Here is a 26,909-nt window from a genome sequence, read left to right on the forward strand (position 1 = left end):
ATTTCTGAGGTGGAAGAACATCTTAAAGGCATGAAGCGGCAGTTGAAAAGCCCGCTTTCAGAAGGGCAAAAAGGGCTGTGGATGCTTCAAAAAATGTCTCCTGGGATGAGTGCATATAACATTCCTTTATGCTTTCGCTTCAGCAAACCAATACATGCAGAGACGTTCAAGAAAGCCCTTCTGTTTGTACAGAGACAATATCCGGTCTTAGCCAGTGTGATTCAAGAAGAAAATGGCATTCCATTTCAATCGGTTCAGTTATCAAAGGATCTTTATTTTGTGGAAGAGGATATATCAGCAATGAAATCAGCAGATATTATGCCTTTTCTAAAAGAAAAAGCAAAAGAACCTTTCCAGTTGGAAGCTGGTCCGTTATGGCGCACACACCTTTTTCATCGGTTAGAAGAATGCATTGTTCTTATAACAATTCACCATATCATATTTGATGGTGTGTCGATGCTGACATTGATATCGGCGCTATTCGAAGCGTATCAACAATTGCTGAATGGGATTGAACCCTTGCAGCAGCCATCAACAGCTGATTATTACGATTTTGTCGATTGGGAAAATCGAATGCTGACTGGCAGAGAAGGGGAAGAGCATCTCGCTTACTGGAAAGAACAGTTGTCTGGGAGTCTGCCAGTTCTTGATTTGCCTGCTGACCGTCCGCGGTCTTCAGCACGAAAATTTAAGGGGCAAGCTTATAAAAGCTTGCTCCCTCATCACCTGAGAAATCAAATTAAATCGTTTGCCCGCACCAATCATGTGAATGAATCGGTTGTGTTTCTCTCCATTTACAAAGTGCTGCTGCATCATTATACAAAACAAAAGGATATCATTGTTGGCGTTCCGACAATGGGTCGGCAAGAAGACAGATTTGAAACCCTAATCGGTTATTTTATCAATATGATGGCTGTTCGGAGCAAGAATATCGGATCTCAGCCATTAACAGCATTTATTCGGGAACTGCAGCTGACAGTGGCTGTCGGCCTGGATCATGCGGCGTTTCCGTTCCCTGCATTGGTAAGAGAGCTGAATGTAGACCGCTCGGCCGCGGATTCTCCGGTTTTTCAAACAGCTTTTCTGTACCAAAACTTTTTTCAGGCAACAGGCTTGCAAAAAGTGCTTGAACCGTATCAAACGCTTGGCATCGAATATATTGAAGACATTCGGCAAGAGGGTGAATTTGAGCTGGCGCTCGAAATATATGAGCAAGAAAATGAAACAGTGCTTCATCTTCTGTACAACCCTGATTTGTACGAACTGTCCTCCATTGAAAGCATGATGGAGAACTATATGAAGCTCGCGCAGCACATGATGGAGGACCCGTCTTTGCCGCTTGAAGCCTACTCTTTGCAATTAAATCAAGAACAAACTAGTTTGCTGGAACAATGGAATGCGACAGGGACAAACATCGCAAATGACAAGTGTATACATGAGGTGTTTGAGGAAAAAGCGAAACAAACCCCCGATGCGGTTGCTGTGATGTTTGAAGACAGATCACTTACATATAAAGAAGTAGATGAAAAAAGCACATCTGTGGCAGTCTACCTTCAACATCAGGGTGTTAGACCTGAACAGCCCGTTGGCATTTGTGCAGAGCGTTCGTTTGATATGATCATCGGAATTTTAGGAATACTGAAAGCTGGCGGAGCGTATGTGCCGTTAGATCCAAGTTTTCCGCAAGAACGATTAAAGTACATGCTCAAAGACAGTCAGGCATCCATTGTCCTCACCCAACCTAACGTTCATGATAGGATCAGCGGATTAACTGGCAGCCATGTAAAAGCGATCAATATCGAGTTAGCTTGCCGAAACGGTTATACAGACCAGCAAAGCAGCGGTTTAAAGCGGGAAGTAAAACCGGAACACCTCGCTTATATTATTTATACATCGGGAAGCACCGGAGAGCCTAAAGGGGTTATGGTAGAGCATCGGAGCATTATGAATACCCTGAATTTTCTTGAATCTCACTATCCTGTAACGGCTGAGGATGCATATTTATTGAAGACGAACTATGTGTTTGATGTATCGATCTCAGAATTATTCGGATGGTTTATTGGAGATGGCCGTCTAGTGATTCTTCCGCCTAATGGGGAGAAATCACCGCAGCTTTGCATGGATTATATTGAAACATATAAAGTGACTCACATTAATTTTGTGCCGGCCATGCTGCATGTTTTTTTAGAAATGGCGAAAGACAACAAGCGATTCACAGAGGACGGTCCGCTGAAGTATATGATGGTTGCAGGTGAAGCCTTCCCTAAAGTATTAGTGAAAAAGGCGGTATCGCTCTTTACAAACTGCCGTGTTGAAAATATATACGGACCGACGGAAGCCTCCATTTACGCTGCGTATTTCGGATGCGGAAAAGGAGATATCGCAAGTCACCATACACCGATTGGAAAGCCTGTTTCCAACACGAAAATTTATATTGTGGACCAGCATTTGAAGCCTGTCCCGATCGGAAAGCCAGGTGAGCTTTGCATCGCTGGAGCCGGCTTAGCAAGAGGCTACTTTAAAAAGCCGGGGCTTACGGCTGAAAAATTTATTGATAATCCCTTTGAATCAGGGACGAAGCTATATAAATCGGGTGATTCAGCAAGGTGGCTTCCTGACGGCAACATAGAATACTTGGGACGGATTGACAGCCAAGTCAAAATACGCGGTTTTCGCGTCGAGCTGGGCGCAATAGAAACAAAGCTGGGTGAATTTCCGGGCATTTTAGATCAGGCGGTAGTGGTGAAGCAGCTTGAGGGCCATCAACAGCTCGCTGCTTATTATACAGAGGAAAGCGGACATGCCTCTGCCAATCCAAAAGATTTGCGCCTTCATCTAAAATCGAGTCTGCCCGAATATATGATACCTTCACACTTTATCCGCTTAGATGAGCTTCCATTATCGCCCAGCGGAAAAGTGAACCGTAAAGAATTAGAAAAACGCGAGATCGTGTTCAACAGAAGGAAACCAAATCACTTGCAATTAACGGAAATAGAGGATCAGGTGCTGCGCATTTGGGAGGAAACGCTCAAGGTCAGCGGATTTGGGCCGGAAGACGGATTTTTCGATGCGGGCGGCGATTCGCTTCTGGCTGTAGCTGTGGCTGAACGAATCAAAAAAGAATTCGATTGTGAGTTTCATGTTACTGAGCTGTTTGAGTATTCCACGATCCGTGCAATCAGTGAATACATTTTGGAGATGAAAAACTCAGATCTAGCCGGGACACAAAATGAAGATGATCATGATGACAAAAAAGATGGAAAATACCCGAAACAGAAGATTCCCCCTTATTTTGACGACAGTGTTGCGATTGTGGGGATATCTTGCCAGTTCCCGGGTGCGAAAAATCATCATGACTTCTGGAACCACATCAAAGAAGGCAAAGAAAGCATACGATTCTTTTCTGAAGAAGAGCTTCGCGCAAATGGAGTTCCCGAAGAATTGATACAGCATCCTGACTATGTGCCTGTGCAATCTGTGATCGAAGGGAAAGACTTATTCGATCCCGGTTTCTTTCAAATCTCGCCAAAAGATGCTGAGTATATGGACCCTCAGCTTCGCCTCTTATTGCTGCACTCCTGGAAAGCGATTGAAGATGCAGGATATGTGGCTAAGGAGATTCCGGCAACAAGTGTATATATGTCTGCAAGCAGCAATTCATATAGAACGTTATTGCCGAAGGAGACAACAGAAGGACATGAATCACCGGATGGCTATGTCTCTTGGGTTTTAGCCCAAAGCGGAACCATTCCCACAATGATCTCACATAAGCTCGGATTAAAAGGGCCAAGCTATTTTGTTCATTCTAACTGTTCTTCATCACTAGTCGGTTTATATCAAGCATACAAAAGCCTGACATCGGGCGAATCACAATATGCGCTTGTCGGAGGCGCAACATTGCACGCACAATCAGCGATCGGCTACGTGCACCAAAACGGGTTGAATTTTTCAAGCGACGGGCATGTGAAGGCGTTCGATGCTTCGGCGGACGGAATGGCCGGAGGTGAAGGCGTAGCAGTCATCCTGCTGAAAAAAGCTGTGGATGCCGTAAAAGACGGAGACCATATTTATGCCATTATGCGCGGAATAGGCATCAATAATGATGGGGCAGAGAAGGCAGGCTTCTATGCGCCAAGTGTAAAAGGCCAAACAGAAGTGATACAGCATGTATTGGATACAACCAAGATCCATCCTGAAACGGTCAGTTATATTGAAGCGCACGGGACGGGAACGAAATTAGGCGATCCTATTGAAATGTCTGCTCTAAATAAAGTGTACAAGCAATACACCGACAAAACACAATTTTGCGGAATTGGTTCAGTGAAAACGAATATCGGCCATTTGGATACAGCTGCGGGGTTAGCCGGATGTATTAAAGTTGCGATGAGTTTATACCATAATGAACTTGCACCGACCATCAACTGTACGGAGCCGAATCCGGATATAAAGTTTGAAAGCTCTCCTTTTTATGTTGTCCGTGAACGAAAATCGTTAGAGAAACACGCAGGTGTCCATCGGGCGGCTCTGAGCTCATTCGGCCTTGGCGGAACTAACGCCCATGCAATATTTGAGCAATATGAAAACATTTCTGATGCAGGTGCCGAAAACGAAGGCAATCAGCCTTACATCATTCCTATATCAGCAAAAAATAGTGAACGGCTCCAAGTATACGCGAAGGAAATGCTGTCCTATATCAGTCAAGACGAGCAAAGGCATTTCTCTTTAAGAGATATTGCATATACCTTCCAAGTCGGCCGTGAAGCAATGGATAACAGGATCGTTTTTATAGTGAACGATCTGGAAGAGTGGAAACATCAGCTGGAAGCTTTTGTGACTGGAAAGCCGCTCGCAGAAGGCTGTATTCAAGGAGAAAAAACGAGAATGACATCCGCTGAACAGCTGCTTGGAAATGCTGAAGCAGATGATATGGCTTCATCGCGGATATCAAAAGAAGAATTGAGAAAGCTTGCCGAGATGTGGGCAAATGGCTTTCACGTTGAATGGCGCAGGCTCTATCCAAATATAAAGCCACGCCGCATCAGCTTGCCGACATACCCTTTTGCCGAAGAACGATACTGGCCTGAAAGCAGCACCGGCGCTATCACAACAATTGAACCATCTCGTTTGCATCCTTTGGTGCACCATAATACATCGGTTCTGTCAGAGCAGCGTTTCAGCTCCATTTTCACAGGACAAGAGTATTTTATTGCCGAGCATATCATTAAAGGCATGGCGATTTTGCCGGCGGCGGTCACGCTTGAAATGGCAAGAGCCGCTATAGAACAAGGAATTGGCGGATTGGAGGATCATGAAACTGGAATCAGGCTGAAAAATGTCGTGTGGGTTCGCCCGGTTGTAGCAGGAAGTGAGCCGGTTCAGGTAAATATCGGACTTTACGATGAAGATGGCGGACATATTGCTTATCGGATGTATGGTGATCCGGAATCCGCTGATGCAGAACCAGTTGTATATAACCAAGGTAAAGCGGAATTGATTCAGTTAAAGCGAGAAAAAGCACTGGATCTTTCTAAGATCAAGAAACAATGTGATCAAAGCAAAATGGATGCTGCCTCGTTTTATGAAGGGATGATCGGCGCCGATTACGGTCCAGGTTACAAGAGTGTAGAGGCCGTATATAAAGGCGACGGCCAGCTGCTTGCCAAATTATCACTGCCAGAATCTGTTGCACATACGTTGGGCGATTATGTTCTTCATCCAAGTGTAATGGACGGGGCGTTACAGGCGGCTGAATATTTGCAAAATGTCGTCAGAGCGGAACTTTCAGACACTGAAGACTTTAAGGCAGCACTGCCATTTGCACTGGAGGAACTTGAGGTTTTTCGTCAGTGCGTTTCTGACATGTGGGTTTATGTTCAATTCAACTCGAAAAACAAACCAGGAGATTTGATACAGAAAGTCGATATTCACCTATGTGATGAGCATGGCATGATCTGTGTGCGGCTGAAAGGATTTTCGACGAGAGTGATGGAGGCAGATATACAAACCGAACCATCAAAAATCAACGCTGAAACTTTATTGCTTCAGCCCGTTTGGCAAGAACAAAAGGCTGCTAACAGCTTAGCTGCAAAAAAATATGCAGAGCATCTCGTATTCCTATGTGAATATGATCATGAGACGAGAAAACAAATTGAAGCAGCCATCGAGGATGTCCATGTATACAGCCTGGAAGCAAGGCCTTCTTCAGTAGATGGGCGTTTCCATTCTTATACAGAACAAGTGTTTAAAAAGGTACAAGAGATCATTCGTACGAAACCGAAAGACGGCATTCTCGTTCAGATCGTGACCTCTGCCGAGGGAGAACAGCAATTGTTTTCAGGGTTGACAGGACTGCTGAAAACAGCTTGTCAGGAAAATGCCAAACTAACCGGCCAAATGATTGAAGTCAGCAGTGAAGAAAGTGGAGAAAGCATTGCTGGCAAACTGTTAGAAAATCAAATGAGCAGCGATTCATATGTCAAATATCAAAACGGGACACGGTATATTGCTGATTGGCGTGAAATCAAACAGGCAAAAGGAGACGGCAGCAAACCGTGGAAAGACAATGGCGTTTATCTCATTTCAGGAGGTGCCGGCGGACTAGGTCATATTTTTGCAAAGGAAATTGCGGAACAAACGAAAAATGCGACAGTCATTCTGGCGGGCCGCTCACCTCTTAGCGAAAGCAAAAGCAAAAAGCTGAAAGAGCTTCATAGCAAGGGGGCTGACATCACCTACCGGCAAACAGATGTTACCAATAAAATTGAAGTCTATCAGCTCATTGACGACATTCAAAAAAGATATGGCCGTCTGAACGGTATTCTTCATAGTGCCGGAATCATCAAGGACAGCTACCTGGTTAATAAACAGGCAAAAGATCTGCACGATGTACTGGCGCCTAAAGTAAAAGGGCTTGTTTATCTAGACGAAGCGAGTAAGGATTTGCCTTTAGACTTCTTTATTCTCTTTTCATCTCTTTCAGGAAGTTTAGGGAGCATTGGTCAGTCTGACTATGCGGCAGCCAATGTATTTATGGATATGTATGCAGGCTATCGAAATAGGCTTGCCGACCTCAGCCAGCGGCATGGGCAGACGCTTTCTGTAAACTGGCCTTTATGGAGAGATGGAGGCATGCAGGTCGATCAAGAAACTGAGAAAAGGCTTGTGCAACTTGCCGGTATTGTTCCTATGAGGGCGGAAAAAGGAATTCAGGCATTATATCAAGCACTTCATTCAGAGGCAAACCAAGTAATGGTGATCGAAGGCGATGTGCAGAAAATAAAACAAAACATGCTGGCCAAAAACGCCTCAGCACCTATGGAAAAGAAGGAAGCAGAACACATGACTGAACAAATAAATAGCATTGATGCAGACAGTTTGCTGGATAAAGTAAAGGCGATGTTAAAGCGAGAGATCGCCAAGCTGTTAAAGGTCAAGCTTGAAACGATTGACGATCATGCAGAGATGACGGTGTATGGTTTTGATTCTATCTCCATGACTGAATTCACCAACCATATCAATCGCGCCTATCAGTTAGAGCTGACGCCAACCGTATTTTTTGACCACCCGACGATTCATGCGTTTGGCAAGCATTTGTCAGAAGAATATCAATCGGTATTTGCGAAGACATTTGCTGTGCGCGCTGTATCGGCTCAGCTTCAGCCTGCTGCGAAACAGGAACAAGCCGTGCGTGCCAAAGCTAAAAGACGCAGAAAGCAGCAAGTCATGCTGCCAAACGCCATACAGAGTGATGCTGGGCCTGAGCCAATTGCCATTGTGGGCATAAGCGGGATTTTCCCTATGGCGAAAGACGTTGAGGCGTACTGGAACATCTTAAAAGAGGGCAAAGACTGCATGACGGAAATCCCGAAAGATCGCTGGGATTGGCGTGAATATGAAGGTGATCCGGCGAAGGAAGTCAATAAAACGAACGTGAAATGGGGCGGTTTTATTGACGGTATTGCAGATTTTGATCCATTATTCTTTGGCATTTCCCCGCGTGAAGCTGAACAAATGGAACCTCAGCAGCGCTTACTGCTGACTTACGCCTGGAAAGCGATCGAAGATGCAGGATATTCGGCGAAAAGGTTGTCAGGCACAAAAACCGGCGTCTTCATCGGAACGGGAAATACAGGATACAGCTCTCTTCTATCTAAAGCGAACTCGGCAATAGAAGGATCAGCGGCAGCCAATACGAGCCCATCGGTCGGTCCGAACCGGGTCAGTTATTTCCTTAATCTGCATGGGCCGAGCGAACCGGTTGATACAGCGTGCTCAAGTTCACTAGTGGCGATCCACCATGCCATCTCTTCAATTGAGGAAGGCACTTGTGACATGGCATTAGCCGGCGGTGTAAATACGATTATCCTTCCTGAGGTGTATATCAGCTTTGATAAGGCGGGAGCACTGAGCAAAGAAGGAAAATGCAAGACGTTTTCAAATCAAGCCGATGGTTTTGCACATGGGGAAGGTGCCGGCATACTGTTCCTGAAAAAATTAAAAGCGGCTGAAGAAGCGGGAGACCATATTTACGGAGTCATAAAAGGCAGTGCAATCAATCACGGCGGCCGTGCAGCCTCTTTAACGACTCCCAATCCGAAGGCGCAGGCAGATGTTATTCAGTCGGCATATCAAAAAGCGGGAATCGACCCGAAAACCGTGACCTACATTGAAGCCCACGGAACCGGAACGGAGCTTGGAGACCCGGTTGAAATTAACGGTTTGAAATCAGCTTTTAAAGCATTGGGTGTAAATGAAGGAGACACATCAGCCAATCCTTACTGCGGATTAGGGTCTGTAAAGACAAACATCGGCCACTTATCGCTGGCAGCCGGTGCAGCAGGAGTTATTAAAATATTATTGCAGCTTAAGCATAAAACCTTAGTGAAAAGTCTGCATTGCGAAAACGTGAATCCATACATTCAGCTGAAAAACAGTCCGTTCTATATCGTACGGGAAACGGAAGAATGGAAAGCGCTGAAAAATGAACAGGGAGAAGAGCTTCCTCGACGGGCAGGTGTCAGTTCATTTGGAATCGGCGGAGTAAACGCCCACGTGATTATCGAGGAATATATTCCGGAAGCATCCGATGAGAATATACCATCCATCGCGCCGGAACATCCGGGTATCTTCGTTTTATCGGCTAAAAATGAAGCGCGGCTAAAAGAACATGCACAGCAGCTGGCAGATGCGCTTGATAAGCAAACATATAGTGACGTAAATCTCGCCCGAATCGCTTATACACTGCAAGCCGGACGGGATGCGATGGAAGAACGTCTCGGGATTATTTCCGGTTCCATTGAGGATTTACAGAAAAAGTTAAAAGACTTTGCAGCGGAGAAAAGCGGTGTGGAGGATGTATTTAAAGGCAGGATTGATAAAGGCACACTCCAAATGCTGACAGAGGACGAAGAGATTCAAGAAGCCGTCGAGAAATGGATGGAACGGGGAAAGTATGCAAAATTGCTTGAATTATGGGTAAAAGGGCTTGATGTAGACTGGACGAAATTGTATGGCGAGAATCTGCCAAAGCGCATCAGCTTGCCGACGTATCCTTTCGCAAAAGACCGTTATTGGATCTCTGATCATATTGAAAAAAGCGGCAGCATTGATGCAAATCAAGCAGCCTCCCGCCTTGGCGGAGCCGTGCTGCATCCATTAATGCATCAAAACACATCCAATCTCTCGGAACAAAGGTTTAGCTCTATTTATACGGGAGAAGAGTTTTTCCTTGCTGATCATGTTGTGAAAGGCCAACGGATTTTGCCGGGAGTGGCTCATCTTGAATTGGCGCGGGCAGCTGTTGAGCAGGCCGCAGAGGTACAAGGTGTACCGCGCATCATGAAGCTAAAGAATGCGGTGTGGGTGCGGCCTATTGTTGTAGAGGATCAGCCGCAGCAAGTACACATTAGGCTTTTACCGGGAGAAAATGGTGAGATCTCTTATGAAATCTATGGTCATTCAGACGTTACTGGCGAACAGTCAATCGTCTACAGTCAAGGCAGCGCGGTATTGAATCCTGCTGAAAATTTGCCGGCGGTTGATTTGCAATCTCTGCGGGAGCAGTGTCAGGAAAGTCATTTCAGCGTAAACGAAGTATACGACACCTATCGAATGATTGGATTTGAATATGGTCCTGCTTATCGCGGAGTGAAAAAAATCTATACAGCTGAACAATTTGTTTTGGCAAAATTGTCATTGCATCCGTCAGCTGCAGATACGCTCAGCCAATACAAAATGCACCCTGGGCTGATGGATTCTGCTTTGCAGGCGTCAAGCATTTTGACAGGAGCCGGGGATAACCAGCTGACACTGCCTTTTGCGGTCCAGGAGCTTGAAGTCTTCGGAGCATGTTCGTCAGAAATGTGGGTATACGCAAGATACAGCCAAGGCAGCAAGGCAACTGATAAGGTGCAAAAGCGCGATATGGATATTTTAGATGAGAGCGGCAATGTTTGCGTACGGATGAAAGGATTATCTTTCAGAGCAGCAGAAGGCGGCTCTGGATCGGCGGAATCTGATCAAACGCTGGCAACCCTGATGTTTGAAGAAAAATGGGTGCCCAAGGATTTTAAAAAAGAAAGTCCTGAGCCTCATTACGAACGGCACATTGTCATGCTTTGCGACATGAATGGCCTCTCAAAAGATCGCATTGAATCAAGAATGACAGGAGCGGAATGCATCGTTTTGGAGTCATTCCGCGAAGGACTTGCAGAGAGGTTCCAAGATTATGCCGAACAAGCGCTTGAGACGGTCCAGGGTCTTCTCAAAAGCAGACCTCAGGGCAATGTTCTGATCCAGCTGCTTACCTCTGCACAAAGAAAGCAGTACTCATTCTCAGGGCTATCGGCGCTCCTTAAAACCGCCGGCCTGGAGAATAAAAAACTAATCGGCCAGACGATTGAAATCGATTCACATGAAAATGTTGAAAGTGTAATAGAAAAACTGAAAGAGAATAAAAGGCACACAGAAGATCAGCACATCAAATATGAAAAAGGCAAACGGTACATCAATGATCTGGATGAAATGCAAATAGATGATCGGGAAATAAGCATGCCGTGGAGAGATAAAGGTGTATACCTCATCACGGGCGGCGCAGGAGGACTTGGGTTTATTTTTGCAAAAGAGATTGCTCGCCAAGCCGAACAGCCTGTGCTCATTCTGACAGGCAGATCCGCGTTGAATGCGGATCAGCAGGCGGAGCTTAACGAACTTCAGCAATTAGGGGCTCGCGCAGAATACAGGCAGGTTGACGTGACACAAACGGAAGCAGCCTCCGAGCTTATCACAAGCATTACGTCTGATTACGAAGACTTGAATGGTGTCATTCACAGCGCTGGGCTGATTAAAGATAACTATCTTATGAGCAAAACCAATGAAGAGCTGACACAAGTTCTCGCTCCTAAGGTGAAAGGGCTTGTGAATGTGGATGAGGCAACCGAGCATCTTGCGTTAGATTTCTTTATCCTCTTTTCTTCAATATCAAGTGTTGCCGGCAGCGCGGGACAGGCCGATTATGCAATGGCTAATGCATTTATGGACAGTTATGCTGCTTATCGGAATGCGCTTGTAACCGCCATGTACAGGCACGGACAAACGTTGTCAATCAATTGGCCGCTCTGGAAAGAAGGCGGCATGCGCGCGAATAAAGAAATTGAAAACATGACGTTGAAAAACACAGGTGTGACTCCAATGCGGACCGAGACCGGCATTCAAGCGCTGTATAAAGGTTTGGCATTTGGCAAAGATCAAGTCATCGTCATGGAAGGATTCAAAGACATGATGAGGGAAAAGCTGACTCAAAAGCCGTCTTCTGATGATGTACCAATGAAAACAGTGCAAGTACGGGTGACATCTGAAGCAAGAATGGATCAAGGGAATATGTTTGACCACATTCAAGAAGTTTTAAAGCAAACAATCTCTCAATTGCTCAAAATCAAACCTGAAGAGATTGACCCGGACATGGAGTTTAATCAATATGGATTTGATTCGATTACGTTAACTGAATTCGCAAATACACTGAATGAGAAGTGCAAGCTGGATCTTACGCCTACGGTCTTCTTTGAGCACGCAACTGTTTATGCATTTGCAGGGTATCTGTCAGAAGAATATCCAAATGCTTTTACAGCTCAAACGCCTGCCAAAGCTGAGGTGCTGATGCAGCCTGTCGAACAGAATATAAAAAATATGACGTTTTCGACTGAAAACCGCTTTGTAAAACCTTCGGTAACACCAATGCAAAAGGAAGCTGATCACAAGCCTGAGCCTATTGCGATTGTGGGGATGAGCGGCGTTTTCCCAAAGGCAAAAGACGTTGAGGAATATTGGAAGAACCTGTCATCGGGCGCAGATTGTATTACAGAGGTTCCAAAAGACCGCTGGGATTGGCAGGAGTATTACGGAGACCCTCTGAAAGAAGCGAATAAAACAAACGTCAAATGGGGCGGTTTTATTGATGAAGTTGCTGACTTTGATCCATTGTTCTTCGGCATATCTCCGCTGGAGGCTGAGCAGATGGAGCCTCAGCAGCGCCTGTTAATGACCTATGCGTGGAAGGCGGTAGAAGAAGCGGGACACTCAGCGAGAAGCCTGGCAGGAACCAAAACGGGCATCTTCATCGGGACAGGAAACACAGGGTACAGTTCACTTCTGTCAAATGTAGACATCGAAGGCTCAGCGGCTGCGAATATGAGTCCTTCTGCAGGACCGAATAGAGTCAGTTATTTCCTGAACATTCATGGGCCGAGTGAACCGATCGACACTGCGTGCTCAAGCTCTTTGGTCGCCATTCATCATGCGGTTTGCGCCATTGAAAATGGAAACTGTGAAATGGCGATTGCGGGAGGGGTCAACACGGTCGTAACTCCGCAAGGCCATATCGCCTATGATAAAGCCGGGGCGCTGAGCAAAGAAGGAAGATGCAAAACATTTTCTGACAAAGCCGATGGATTCGCAGTCAGTGAAGGTGCCGGCATTCTCTTTCTGAAAAAGCTGACAGCGGCTGAACGAGACGGTGATCATATTTACGGTGTCATTAAAGGAAGTGCGGTAAACCACGGTGGCCGCGCAAATTCTCTAACGACTCCTAATCCGAAAGCTCAGGCGGATGTCGTAAAAACAGCATATGAAAAAGCGGGAATTGATCCAAGAACCGTAACTTATATTGAAGCGCATGGGACTGGAACAGAGCTGGGCGATCCAGTAGAAATCAACGGCTTAAAAGCGGCATTTAAAGAGCTGTATGAAAAAACGGGGGACCCGGCTGTTCATGGCAGCCATTGCGGACTTGGGTCAGCGAAAACAAACATCGGTCACTTATCACTGGCGGCCGGTGTGGCTGGTGTCATTAAAGTGTTATTGCAGCTCAAGCATAAAACGCTTGTCAAAAGTCTGTACAGTGAAACTGTTAATCCGTATATCAGACTGGATGACAGCCCGTTTTATATTGTGCAGGAATCGAGAGAGTGGCAGGCGCTTCGGGATGAAGCCGGCCGAGAGCTGCCGCGCCGCGCAGGTATCAGTTCGTTCGGGATAGGCGGCGTCAATGCCCACGTGGTCATTGAGGAATATATTCCGAAAGAAACAACCCATCCTGCAACAGCACCAGCCGTGACAGCACAGCACCCGGGCATCTTTATTTTGTCGGCAAAGGATGAAGATCGTCTGAAAGACCAAGCCCGGCAATTAGCAGACTTTATCAGCAAGCGATCTATCACTGCTCGTGACCTCACTGATATTGCTTATACACTCCAAGAGGGGCGTGATGCAATGGAGGAGAGATTAGGGATCATCGCTGTCTCGACTGGGGACTTGCTGGAAAAACTGAACCTCTTTATAGAAGGGGGCACCAATGCGAAGTACATGTACAGAGGCAGAGCAGAAAAAGGTATCGCACAAACATTGAGATCAGATGACGAAGTACAGAAAACGCTCAACAATAGCTGGGAGCCTCACATATATGAAAGACTGCTTGATTTATGGGTAAAAGGCATGGAAATAGGCTGGAGTAAACTGTATGACGGCAAACAGCCGAAACGCATCAGCCTCCCTACCTATCCATTTGCGAAAGAACGCTACTGGATAACGGATACGAAAGAGGAGGCAGCCGCCCATCAAACAGCTTTAAAAACAGTCGAATCAGCAGCTTTGCATCCATTGATACATGTCAACACATCTGATTTGTCAGAGCAGCGTTTCAGCTCGGCCTTTACAGGTGCTGAGTTCTTTTTCGCCGATCATAAGGTGAAGGGAAAACCGGTTATGCCGGGCGTGGCATATCTTGAGATGGTTCATGCTGCCGTTACAAGAGCAGTGAGAAGAACCGAAGATCAACAATCTGTTATTCACATCAAAAATGTTGTGTGGGTGCAGCCGATTGTGGCGGATGGCCAGCCTGTTCAAGTGGATATCAGTCTAAATCCCCAGCAGGACGGCGAGATTGCTTTTAACGTCTATACAGAGGCTGCACACAATGATCGAAAGATACATTGTCAAGGCAGTGCTTCAATCCGTGGGGCAGGAGACATTCCAGTCCAGGATATCAGCGCGCTTCAAGACCAATGCAGTTTAAGCACACTCTCACACGACCAGTGTTATGAATTGTTTAAGGCGATCGGCATTGACTACGGACCTGGTTTTCAAGGGATAGATCGGCTTTACATCGGCCGCAATCAAGCCTTGGCAGAGCTTTCTCTGCCTGCTGGTGTAACTCACACACTGAATGAATTCGTTCTTCATCCAAGTATGGCCGACTCTGCTTTACAAGCGTCGATCGGGCTAAAGCTGAATTCCGGTGACGAGCAGCTTTCTCTGCCTTTTGCGCTGCAAGAGCTAGAAATATTCAGCCCGTGTACAAATAAAATGTGGGTGTCTGTGACATCTCGTCCTAATGAGGACAAAATACAGAGACTGGATATTGATTTGTGTGATGAACAAGGCCGAGTGTGTGTAAGAATCAAGGGGATTACCTCAAGGCTGCTGGAAGAAGGCATACAACCGCCAGACGGGCCGACATCACTAGGAAACTCCAAAGCAACTCTTAACGGAGCGCTTCTTATGGCGCCGATATGGGATCGAGTGCAGCTGGAGAAGAGGAGCATTTCGCCTGCTGATGAGCGTGTTGTCATCCTCGGAGGGGATGACAACAGCAGAAAAGCTGTTCAAAGGGAGTTTCCGTTTGCCAAGGAGCTGTACATTGAGCCGAACGCATCAATTCATAGAATTACAGGCCAGCTTGAAGCACTCGGATCGTTTGACCACATCGTGTGGATGTCTCCTTCTCGTGTGACAGAGTGCGAAGTCGGCGATGAAATGATTGAAGCCCAAGATCAAGGCGTCATTCAAATGTATAGGCTCATTAAGGCAATGCTTTCTTTAGGCTATGGACAGAAGGAGATAAGCTGGACGATCGTGACGGTGAACACACAATATGTTGATCAGCATGATATTGTCGACCCGGTCGATGCCGGGGTGCACGGCCTGATCGGTTCAATGTCAAAAGAATATCCAAATTGGCAGACAAAGCTGATCGATGTTAAAAAATACGAAGACCTGCCGTTATCTCAACTCCTTTCCTTGCCTGCCGATCAAGAAGGGAATACGTGGGCCTATCGAAACAAGATTTGGCATAAGCTTCGTCTAATTCCAGTACACAACAATCAACCGGTGCACACGAAGTATAAGCACGGAGGTGTTTATGTTGTCATAGGCGGAGCTGGCGGTATTGGTGAGGCGTGGAGTGAATATATGATCAGAACATATCAGGCGCAGATCGTTTGGATTGGCAGAAGGAAAAAGGATGCAGCCATTCAAAGCAAGCTGGACAGATTTGCACGTCTAGGGCGAGCCCCGTATTACATTCAAGCAGATGCGGCTAACCGAGAGGAATTAGAACGCGCGTATGAAACAATGAAACAAACACATCGTGAAATCAACGGCATCATCCATTCTGCAATTGTCTTACAAGACCGAAGCCTGATGAATATGAGTGAGGAATGTTTCAGAAACGTTCTTGCTGCAAAGGTTGATGTAAGCGTGCGAATGGCTCAAGTTTTCCGGCATGAACCACTGGATTTTGTTTTGTTTTTCTCTTCCGTACAATCGTTTGCAAGAGCTTCCGGACAAAGCAATTACGCTGCGGGTTGCAGTTTTAAGGATGCTTTTGCACAGCGGCTTTCTCAAGTATGGCCTTGTACAGTAGCCGTGATGAATTGGAGTTATTGGGGAAGCATTGGTGTTGTTTCATCACCGGATTACCAAAAGAGAATGGCTCAGGCAGGCATAGGCTCAATTGAAGCCCCTGAAGCAATGGAAGCTTTGGAATTGCTGCTCGGGGGACCGCTGAAGCAGCTAGTAATGATGAAAATGGCAAACGAAACGAATGATGAAGCGGAACAGACAGAAGAAACGATTGAAGTGTACCCGGAAACTCACGGCTCCGCCATTCAAAAGCTGCGAAGCTATCACCCGGGTGACAACACAAAGATTCAACAACTGTTATAGGAGGGGAAACGCCAATGCTGAACACAGAAGACATTCTCTGTAAAATGCTTTTCGCACAATTACAGTCCATAGGGTTTTTCACAGAAAGTAAATCCCAGCCGGTATTGGAGAATTTCTATGGCAGATGGTTTGAAGAAAGCCAATCGATTTTAGAACGGCATCAATTTCTCAAGCGAACGGAGAACGGACATGTTCCAACACGCTCAATAGGCACCATGAGCGAGCTGTGGAAAGAATGGAATGAACAAAAATTTGACCTGCTTCAAGACAATAATATGAAAGCCATGGTGACATTGGTGGAGACAGCACTTAAAGCCTTGCCGGAGATTCTGACCGGCAAGGCGTCAGCCACCGATATCCTGTTTCCGAATTCATCTATGGATTTAGTAGAAGGGGTCTATAAAAACAATCAAGTCGCAGACTATTTTAATGATGTTCTTGCAGATACGTTAACAGCCTATCTGCAAGAACGTCTGAAGCAAGAGCCTGAGGCGAAGATTCGAATATTAGAAATCGGAGCCGGGACCGGCGGGACAAGCGCGGCTGTTTTTCAAAAATTGAAAGCATGGCAGACACATATAAAAGAATATTGTTATACAGATCTGTCTAAAGCTTTTTTAATGCATGCAGAAAATAAGTATGGTCCTGACAATCCATATTTGACATATAAACGATTTAATGTCGAGGAGCCGGCGTCTGAACAGCATATTGATGCGGGAGGCTACGACGCGGTCATCGCGGCAAATGTGCTTCATGCCACAAAAAATATCCGGCAGACATTGCGAAATGCAAAAGCAGTTTTGAAAAAAAACGGGCTGCTCCTTTTAAATGAAATAAGTAATCATAATATATATTCGCATTTGACGTTCGGCCTTTTAGAGGGCTGGTGGCTGTATGAGGATCCTGATCTCCGCATACCGGGCTGCCCGGGCCTGTATCCAGACACTTGGAAAATGGTGCTTGAGAGTGAAGGATTTCGCTATGTTTCCTTTATGGCTGAACAATCGCATCAACTCGGCCAGCAGATCATTGCCGCTGAAAGTAACGGAGTCGTCCGTCAAAAGAAGAGAACGGAGGCAGAAGAAGATCCAAGCCATATACAAATGAATGCTGAAATCGATCATTCACAGGAAAGCGATTCTCTCATCGAACAAACGGCACAATTTGTGAAGCATACGCTGGCAAAATCAATCAAACTATCACCAGAACGTATTCACGAAGATACGACATTTGAGAAGTATGGAATTGATTCGATTTTGCAGGTGAATTTCATTCGTGAATTAGAAAAAGTGACGGGAGAGCTTCCAAAAACCATTTTATTTGAACATAACAACACAAAAGAACTCGTCGAATATTTAGTAAAGGGGCATGAAAATAAGCTTCGGACAGCATTGTTAAAGGAAAAAACGAAGCCTGCAAAAAATGAAGCTCCACTTCAAACAGAGCGTACAGATCCTAATAAGCCATTTACTTTTCATACACGCCGCTTTGTTACAGAGCAGGAAGTCACGGAAACTCAGCTAGCAAATACCGAACCACTAAAAATAGAAAAGACAAGTAATTTGCAAGGAACACATTTTAATGATTCTAGTACAGAAGATATCGCAATAATCGGGGTAAGCGGGCGCTATCCGATGTCTAACAGTTTAGAAGAGCTTTGGGGGCATTTAATCGCCGGAGACAATTGTATTACAGAGGCACCGGAATCCAGATGGCGCACATCTTTATTGAAAACATTATCAAAAGATCCAAAAAAGCCGGCAAATAAGAAACGCTATGGCGGATTTTTACAAGATATAGAGGCATTTGACCATCAGCTTTTTGAGGTGGAGCAAAACCGGGTGATGGAAATGACACCGGAACTCCGTTTATGTTTAGAAACCGTCTGGGAAACGTTTGAGGACGGCGGCTATACGCGAACCCGGCTGGATAAATTGCGGGATGATGACGGAGTAGGTGTTTTTATAGGGAATATGTATAACCAGTATTTTTGGAATATCCCATCTTTAGAGCAGGCAGTCCTCAGCTCAAATGGGGGAGACTGGCACATTGCAAATCGCGTTTCCCACTTTTTTAACCTGACCGGACCGAGTATCGCTGTCAGCTCAGCATGCTCTAGTTCATTAAACGCCATACATCTTGCGTGTGAAAGCCTGAAATTGAAAAACTGCTCAATGGCGATTGCTGGAGGTGTCAATTTAACACTCGATCTCTCTAAATATGATTCTTTGGAGCGTGCCAATCTGCTGGGAAGCGGCAATCAAAGCAAAAGTTTTGGCACCGGAAACGGGCTTATTCCCGGGGAAGGCGTCGGAGCTGTCCTGTTAAAACCACTTTCGAAGGCGATGGAAGATCAGGATCATATTTACGCTGTGATCAAAAGCAGTTTTGCTAACCATAGCGGCGGAAGACAGATGTATACAGCTCCGGACCCGAAGCAGCAAGCAAAGTTAATTGTCAAGTCGATTCAGCAGTCGGGCATTGATCCAGAGACTATCGGCTATATTGAATCGGCGGCAAATGGTTCGGCGCTGGGCGATCCTATTGAAGTAATTGCCTTAACAAACGCGTTTCAACAATATACAAACAAGAAACAGTTTTGTGCGATAGGCTCTGTCAAATCCAATCTGGGGCATTTAGAGGCGGCTTCCGGTATTTCTCAGCTGACAAAAGTGCTGCTGCAGATGAAGAAAGGGACGCTGGTGCCGACAATTAACGCGATGCCTGTCAATCCAAATATTAAGCTGGAACACACGGCTTTCTATCTTCAGGAACAAACAGAGCCATGGCATCGCTTGAATGATCCTGAAACTGGAAAACAATTGCCGCGCAGAAGCATGATCAATTCCTTCGGAGCGGGGGGAGCCTATGCCAATCTTATTATAGAAGAATATATGGAGACGGCCCCTGAGAAAGAACATATCGCTCCCCGCCAGCAGGAATTCACTGCCGTTTTTTCAGCCAAAACAAAATGGAGCCTGCTTAGCTATCTAGAAAATATGCAATTGTTTTTAGAGAAGGAAGCTTCTCTGGATATTGAACCCGTTGTACAGGCTTTACACAGGAGAAACCATAATTTAGAGCATAGGACTGCATTTACAGTGGCATCGACTCAAGAGCTGATCGAAAAACTAAAGGTGTTCCGAACATCAAGAGAAAGCTCACTCCAGCAAGGCATCTATACATCATTCGATTTACAGCCATGTGCGGAATCAGCATCTAGGGATAGAGAAATAAACGCAGCAGAGCAATGGGCACAAGGGGCATTGATTGCTTTTAAAGAAGCTGATATAGGGAACCGAACAGGCTGGGTTCATCTGCCTCACTATGCATTTGACCATAATACATCATTTCATTTCGATGTATCGTCTATCAATGAGAAATCGTCAGATGTTGAAGACAATATCAATCAGCCGGTCATTCAAGATCAATTCACTTATGATGAGCCTTACGTTCAAGGACACGTCTTCAACAATGAACGGGTGCTTGTCGGTGCCACATATGGCAGTCTGGCCATTGAAGCATTTTTTAACCTGTTCCCTGAGGAAAACAGCGGCCGTATCAGCAAATTAAGTTATATCAGTCCAATTGTCATCAAACAAGGCGAGACCATTGAACTTCAGGCAAAGCCGCTGCAAAAAGATCAAGTCATAGAACTGCAAATCATGTATCGCGAGCCGTCCTCTGGTTTGTGGAAGCCTGCCGCAATCGGACAATGCGGAATCGGTTCTTTTGAGCCCAAAAAAGTCAATATCGAGAACGTTAAGCATTCATTAACTAAGCTTCATCACATCGATCAGATGTATAAAACCGGAAACGGTCCTGAATGGGGAGAGTTATTTAAGACAATTACTCATCTCTACAGAGATCACAAGTCTATACTGGCAAAAATTCGCCTGCCCCAAAGCGGGCTGGCAAACGGGCACCATTACACTGTAAGCCCATTGATGACAAACAGCGCGTACTTGGCTATCCTCAGTTTCTTAGAGCAGTTTGACATGACAGGCGGCTTCCTGCCGTTTGGAATCAATGATATCCAGTTTACAAAGCAAACGATAAAAGGGGATTGCTGGCTTTTGATTACATTGGTTAAGAATACAGGTGACATGTTGCTGTTTGATGTAGATGTGATCAATGAGTCGTCAGAAACAGTGCTGCACTACTCGGGCTACTCGCTTAAACAGCTTCGTATTTCGAATCAAAGAGGAAATCAAAATAAGGCCATCAAAGCCAGCAATCTGAAAGCTCGTATCAGAAGCTATGTAACAGATAAACTGGCAGTAAACATGGCCGATCCGTCAAAATTGTCAATTGCAAAAGCGCATATCATGGATTTTGGAATTGATTCTTCTCAATTGGTTGCACTGACAAGGGAGATGGAAGCAGAGACAAAGATCGAATTAAATCCGACTCTGTTTTTTGAATATCCGACTATTCAAGAGTTAATCGACTTTTTTGCGGACAAACATGAAGCATCTTTTGCTCAGCTGTTTGGTGAAGCTCATCAGCAGGAAGAACGCCCAGCTCAAATCGAAAACCAAATGAAACAGATTCCGGCATACGAGACGAACACGGATAAAACAATCGAACACGCGGCAGACGGCATAGCCATTATCGGCATGTCGGGACAGTTTCCGAAAGCAAACAGCGTAACGGAATTTTGGGATAACCTTGTCCAAGGAAAGAACTGTGTCTCTGAAGTGCCGAAAGAACGCTGGGACTGGCGCAAATATGCCGCAGCCGATAAGGAAGGGCAATCAAGCCTTCAATGGGGCGGTTTTATAGAAGGAATAGGTGAGTTTGATCCCCTGTTTTTTGGCATATCGCCTAAAGAAGCGGCGAATATGGACCCACAGGAGTTTCTGCTCTTGATACATGCATGGAAGGCGATGGAAGATGCAGGCTTAACAGGGCAGGTTTTATCCAGCCGCCCGACAGGAGTATTTGTCGCAGCCGGCAATACGGATACAGCTGTGGTTCCTTCCCTAATTCCAAACCGTATATCCTATGCACTTGATGTAAAAGGGCCAAGTGAATATTATGAAGCTGCCTGTTCCTCAGCTCTAGTGGCTTTGCACAGAGCTATACAATCCATTCGAAACGGCGAATGTGAGCAAGCCATTGTCGGGGCTGTGAATTTGCTGCTTTCACCAAAAGGCTTTATTGGCTTCGACTCAATGGGCTATTTGAGTGAGAAAGGGCAGGCCAAATCCTTTCAAGCAGATGCAAATGGCTTTGTCAGAAGTGAAGGAGCAGGAGTTCTCATCATTAAACCATTGCAAAAAGCCATTGAAGATTCTGATCATATTTATTCGGTTATTAAAGGTTCAGGTGTATCGCATGGCGGCAGGGGAATGTCACTTCACGCGCCAAATCCGGCCGGCATGAAGGATGCAATGCTGAAGGCTTATCAAGGAGCGCAAATTGATCCCAAAACGGTGACCTATATAGAAGCGCATGGGATCGCCTCTCCATTGGCAGACGCGATAGAAATAGAGGCGTTAAAGTCAGGCTGCAGTCAGCTCGAATTGGAACTTCCACAGGAAGTACGGGAGGAAGCGCCATGTTATATCAGCAGCTTAAAGCCGAGCATCGGACACGGTGAACTCGTCTCAGGCATGGCTGCTCTTATGAAGGTCAGCATGGCGATGAAGCATCAAACAATACCAGGCATATCCGGATTTTCGTCTTTGAATGACCAGGTGTCATTAAAGGGCACCCGTTTCCGAGTGACTGCCGAGAATCAGCAATGGAGGGATTTAAGTGACGATGCAGGCAAAAAAATTCCGCGCAGAGCGAGTATCAACAGCTATAGCTTTGGAGGCGTAAATGCGCACGTCATTTTAGAAGAATATATTCCTTTACCAAAACCACCGGTTAGTATGAGTGAGAATGGTGCCCACATTGTAGTTCTTTCTGCAAAGAATCAAGACAGGCTAAAAGCAATTGCTCAACAGCAGCTTGACTATGTGAATAAACAACAAGAACTGTCATTACAAGATTATGCTTATACACTTCAAACCGGCCGAGAGGAAATGGAAGACCGCCTGGCGCTCGTCGTCCGCAGTAAAGAAGAACTGGTAATCGGCTTGCAAGCCTGCTTAGCAGAAAAAGGCGATAAGCTGAAGAGTTCTGTACCTGTCTTTAGCGGAAATGCAGAAAATGGCTCGTCAGATCTCGAAGCCTTGCTGGATGGTCCATTAAGAGAAATGGTGATCGAGACTTTGTTGTCTGAAAACAACCTTGAAAAGATCGCGTTTTGCTGGACAAAAGGGGTGCAAATCCCATGGGAAAAGCTTTATCAAGGAAAAGGTGCCCGCAGAATACCGTTGCCAACCTATCCATTTGAAAAGAGAAGCTGCTGGAACGGCTTTCAAGCAGTAGAGAATACGCCTTCTGTTTCACAGGATGAGCGTATCAACAACAGCAGCGATCATCACATATTAGCAAATGTACTAGGGATGGCTCCGGATGAACTGCAGTTTCATAAGCCATTGCAGCAGTATGGATTTGATTCAATTTCTTGCATACAGTTATTACAGCAATTGCAATCAAAGGTGGACCCTCTCATTGTCTTGACGGAGCTTCAAGCATGCCATACTGTTCAGGACATGATGGACTTGATCGCAAAGAAACAGGAGGATACATCCTTACAAAATGATCAAGCTCGCACGTTTCCGGAATTAATACCGTTAAATGACGGCAAGCGGGGGCGCCCTGTCTTTTGGTTCCATGGCGGAGTAGGAGGAGTTGAAATCTATCAGCAATTTGCACAAAAGAGCCAGCGCCCTTTTTACGGCATTCAAGCCAGAGGATTCATGACTGATTCTGCTCCTTTGCACGGAATTGAACAAATGGCTTCCTATTATATAGAGATCATTCGATCCATACAGCCTGAAGGTCCTTATGATGTAGGCGGATATTCCTTAGGCGGGATGATTGCATATGAAGTCACTCGCCAGCTGCAAAGCCAAGGCCTTGCTGTCAAAAGCATGGTGATGATTGACTCCCCATATCGTTCTGAGACAAAAGAGAATGAGGCATCTATGAAAACGTCAATGCTGCAAACAATTAATACGATGCTGGCATCGATTGCGAAACGGGAAAAGTTTACGGATGTTCTCATCAGCCGTGAAGAGGTGGACATAAGCTTAGAGGATGAAGAATTCCTGTCTGAGTTGATTGACTTGGCAAAAGAACGAGGGCTAAACAAACCAGATAAACAAATACGTGCGCAGGCTCAGCAAATGATGAAAACACAGCGCGCCTATGATTTGGAGTCGTACACTGTTAAGCCTCTCCCTGATCCTGAGACGGTAAAATGTTATTATTTCCGCAACAAAAGCAGGTCTTTCTTTGGTGATTTAGACACTTATTTCACTTTATCAAATGAAAAAGAACCGTTTGATCAAGCTGCCTATTGGGAGGAATGGGAGCGGCAAATTCCTCATTTCCACCTGGTGGATGTCGATTCAAGCAACCACTTCATGATATTAACCGAACCGAAAGCGTCAACAGCCCTGTTAGAATTTTGCGAAAAGCTCTATTCAAACAGGGGAGTAGTGAATGCGAATTTCCTTAAGGCTTTCCGGAAGAAACATGAAGCGAGGGAAGAAAAAGAAACAGATGAATTGGTGAAGCGCTGAGAAAACACAAACGCCCCCTCTTTTAAAAGGGGGCGTTTTGAATGTTATTTTGAAAGTGAAACAGGGAGACTTTCTAATCCTCTTAAAAAGACATTTTTTCTCCATTGAATGTCATCAGGTGCAACCGCAAGTTCAATATCAGGAAATCTCTTCAAAAGTGCTTTAAATGCAATGTGGCCTTCCAGCCTGGCAAGAGGCGCTCCTAAGCAGAAATGAATGCCAAAACCAAAAGAAATATGTCTATTAGGCGACCGATTTATATTTAATATTTCGGGGTTCTCAAAAAAATTCGGGTCGCGATTGGCAGATCCGATGCCTATAAAAATCATGTCTCCTCTTTTGATCGAATGCCCCTTATATGTAAAGTCTTCGATGGCCCACCGATTTGCCATCATAACGACAGGTGAGGTGTATCGCAGCAATTCTTCAACCGCTGTAGCGATCATTTCAGGCTGCTGCTTGAGCTTCTCACATTCCTTCTTGTGCTGCAGCAATGCGAGGGTGCCTGAGCCGAGTAAGTTAACAGTTGTTTCAAGGCCGGCTACAACGAGCAAGAACAGCATCGAATAGAGCTCTTTTTCGCTTAACTTGCTGCCGTTTTCCTCAGCATGCACAAGTTTGCTGATTAAATCGTCTTTTGGCTTTATTCTTCTGTCATGGATCAGCTTAGCGATATAATCTTTAAATTCACGAAGGGCCTGATTTGTCAGCTCTCTATTACCTTCAGAGGTATCAACCATCGCATTGGTCCAGATTTGAAACTGTGACCGATCTTCTTTTGGGATTCCCATCAATTCAGATATAACAATAAAAGGCAAAGGGGAAGCGAAGGATTTCATGATATCCGCTTTATTTTCTTTTTCCATTTCATCTAAAAGCTGTTCAGCAATTTGTTCAATGCTGCCGCGCAGATTTTCAATGGTTCGGGGAGTAAATGCTTGATGAACAAGTGATCTCAGGCGGGTATGGTCAGGTGTGTCTTTTGCCAGCATATGATCGGATACAAAATCGATATCTTCACTAACGTTGAGCATTTTGATTTGTTCTTGGTTCATCACATTTTTTACGTCTCTTGTAATTCGATTGTCTTTTAAAAAGGCCATACAATCATCGTATCGGGTAATTAACCAGGCCGGATATGTGGCTCCGAACCGTTTTAATTCAAATCGGTGAATGGGCTCTTCCTCTCTAAATCGTCCTAAAACTGAAAAAGGATTGTGATGAAACTCTTTACCATGCGGATGAAACATCAATTTTTCCATTTGCATTCTCCTCGCCTAATAGGGTAAATAGATGAATCAAATTGCTGAATTAGTTTACAAAAAACAGAATGATTTGAAATGTAATCCTGTCTCTAAAACTATATATCTATCTTAGGCGTCATTCAATAGGGAGAAGAACGAAAAAAGTGAAAAAACGGCTCGATATAAAGCAGCGCCTTTGAACGAAAGCTCAAAGGCGCTACGCTGTATTATTTTGATGAAAGTGGCTGTCAGCTGTGCTGGATATCAATTGTATATACTGCACGATCTGTTACGACCTTCAATCCTTCGTTTTCTTGGTGAATATGAAGCTCACCTAATAAAGGAATCTCATAGGCATTTTGCGGAAGCGGTACGTTTCCGTCCTCAGTGAATGTTGTTCCTTCGCCTTCTAAAACAAGCTCTTCTTTCGCAACATAATCATCAGGATGATTCGTACTGCGTATAGCCACTTTTTGAAGGTGGAGAACAATCTGATCCAAGTCTGATATCTCTTCATCATGGGTCAATTCACCTTTTCTAATATCAAGCGTCTGGCCGACTTTTGATTCCAGCCATTGAGAAAGCTGTGTATTCGTGTGTGCCATCAATATTCCTCCTTTTGATCTACACGATACTATTCCCAATTGCTGCATCTTTTACACGGGAAAGAGCCGCCCCACTCTTTATGTATGAAACAGTTCGCTGTTGAGTGCCTTGATATAGCGTACGGCAGAACGCTGGACCGATTCGTCGGCATTTTCTTTGACAACTTTAGAGAAAGCATTGTAAAGCCGGTTGAATTGAAGCGGTTTTACTTTGGCTGCTATTTCTTCAACTTTGGAGGCGGGAAGGGGAATGAGATTTGGGTAGCTGTACATAAAGCTGACCCAGTTTCGATCCGCCGCAACCGTAATGATATCTCCGGTCAATAGACAGCCTTTCCCTTCATTGCCCTTGCTCCAATGCAAAACAGCACCGCCTTTAAAATGTCCGCCCAGTCGGTAAAGGTCCAGTCCCGGCTTCATATTGAGCGTTTCCCCTGACCAGAAGTGAATGTGATTGCTTGGCCTTGTCACCCATTCTTTATCATCCTCATGGATATAGATCGGCGCCTGAAACGCTTCAGCCCACTCAACCTGAGTAGAGTAATAATGTGGATGAGACAAGGCGATGGCTTGAATACCGCCTAATTCGTTGATTTGGTCAATTGTCTTTTGGTCAAGATATGTCATGCAATCCCACAGCACATTGAAGCCCTTATGCTGAATAAGATGGGCTGTTTGTCCAATCGCAAACTCTGGTTCAGTTTTGATGCTGTAAAGATGCTCTTCTTCCTTTTTAAGGATGTTTTGAAGGTTTCCTTTCTCACGCATGTCTTCAAGGGTTGTCCAAGTTTGTCCATCGGGATGAATATACTGTCTTTCATCCTCGCAAATCAGACACGAGTTGGGCGGATCTACAGTCTGTGCATGTTGCACACCGCATGTATTGCAGATATAATATGGCACTTTCTTCACTTCCT

5 protein-coding genes are annotated in these 26,909 nt (G+C 45.2%); 2 read left to right on the forward strand and 3 right to left on the reverse strand.

The window, feature by feature from the left end; genetic code table 11:
• Nucleotides 1–30 precede the first annotated feature (30 nt).
• Both NST22_RS09225 and NST22_RS09230 read left to right on the forward strand, forming a co-directional pair.
• The gene (locus NST22_RS09225) at nucleotides 31–16,497 is read left to right on the forward strand and encodes a non-ribosomal peptide synthetase (protein ID WP_010886514.1); all 16,467 of its coding nucleotides are present in this window, start codon (nucleotides 31–33) and stop codon (nucleotides 16,495–16,497) included.
• A gap of 14 nt (nucleotides 16,498–16,511) precedes the next feature.
• Nucleotides 16,512–24,143 (forward strand): beta-ketoacyl synthase N-terminal-like domain-containing protein, encoded by a 7,632-nt coding sequence (locus tag NST22_RS09230; RefSeq protein ID WP_003245624.1) that lies wholly within the window; start codon nucleotides 16,512–16,514, stop codon nucleotides 24,141–24,143.
• A 44-nt stretch (nucleotides 24,144–24,187) separates the two neighbouring features.
• On the opposite strand, the gene NST22_RS09235 is transcribed toward NST22_RS09230, so the two are convergent.
• The 3 genes from NST22_RS09235 to NST22_RS09245 all read right to left on the reverse strand — a co-directional run bounded on the left by NST22_RS09235 (nucleotide 24,188) and on the right by NST22_RS09245 (nucleotide 26,895).
• The gene (locus NST22_RS09235; RefSeq protein WP_003244857.1) at nucleotides 24,188–25,405 is read right to left on the reverse strand and encodes a cytochrome P450; all 1,218 of its coding nucleotides are present in this window, start codon (nucleotides 25,403–25,405) and stop codon (nucleotides 24,188–24,190) included.
• 230 nt (nucleotides 25,406–25,635) lie between these two features.
• Nucleotides 25,636–25,992, reverse strand: a complete 357-nt coding sequence (locus tag NST22_RS09240; protein WP_003245436.1) for a hypothetical protein — start codon at nucleotides 25,990–25,992, stop codon at nucleotides 25,636–25,638.
• Nucleotides 25,993–26,070: 78 nt separating this feature from the next.
• On the reverse strand, nucleotides 26,071–26,895 hold the full coding sequence (locus NST22_RS09245) for a hypothetical protein (RefSeq protein ID WP_003244800.1): 825 nt from the start codon (nucleotides 26,893–26,895) through the stop codon (nucleotides 26,071–26,073).
• Nucleotides 26,896–26,909: the final 14 nt, after the last annotated feature.

The organism is Bacillus sp. PS237, assembly GCF_037963345.1.
Lineage (GTDB): Bacteria > Bacillota > Bacilli > Bacillales > Bacillaceae > Bacillus > Bacillus subtilis.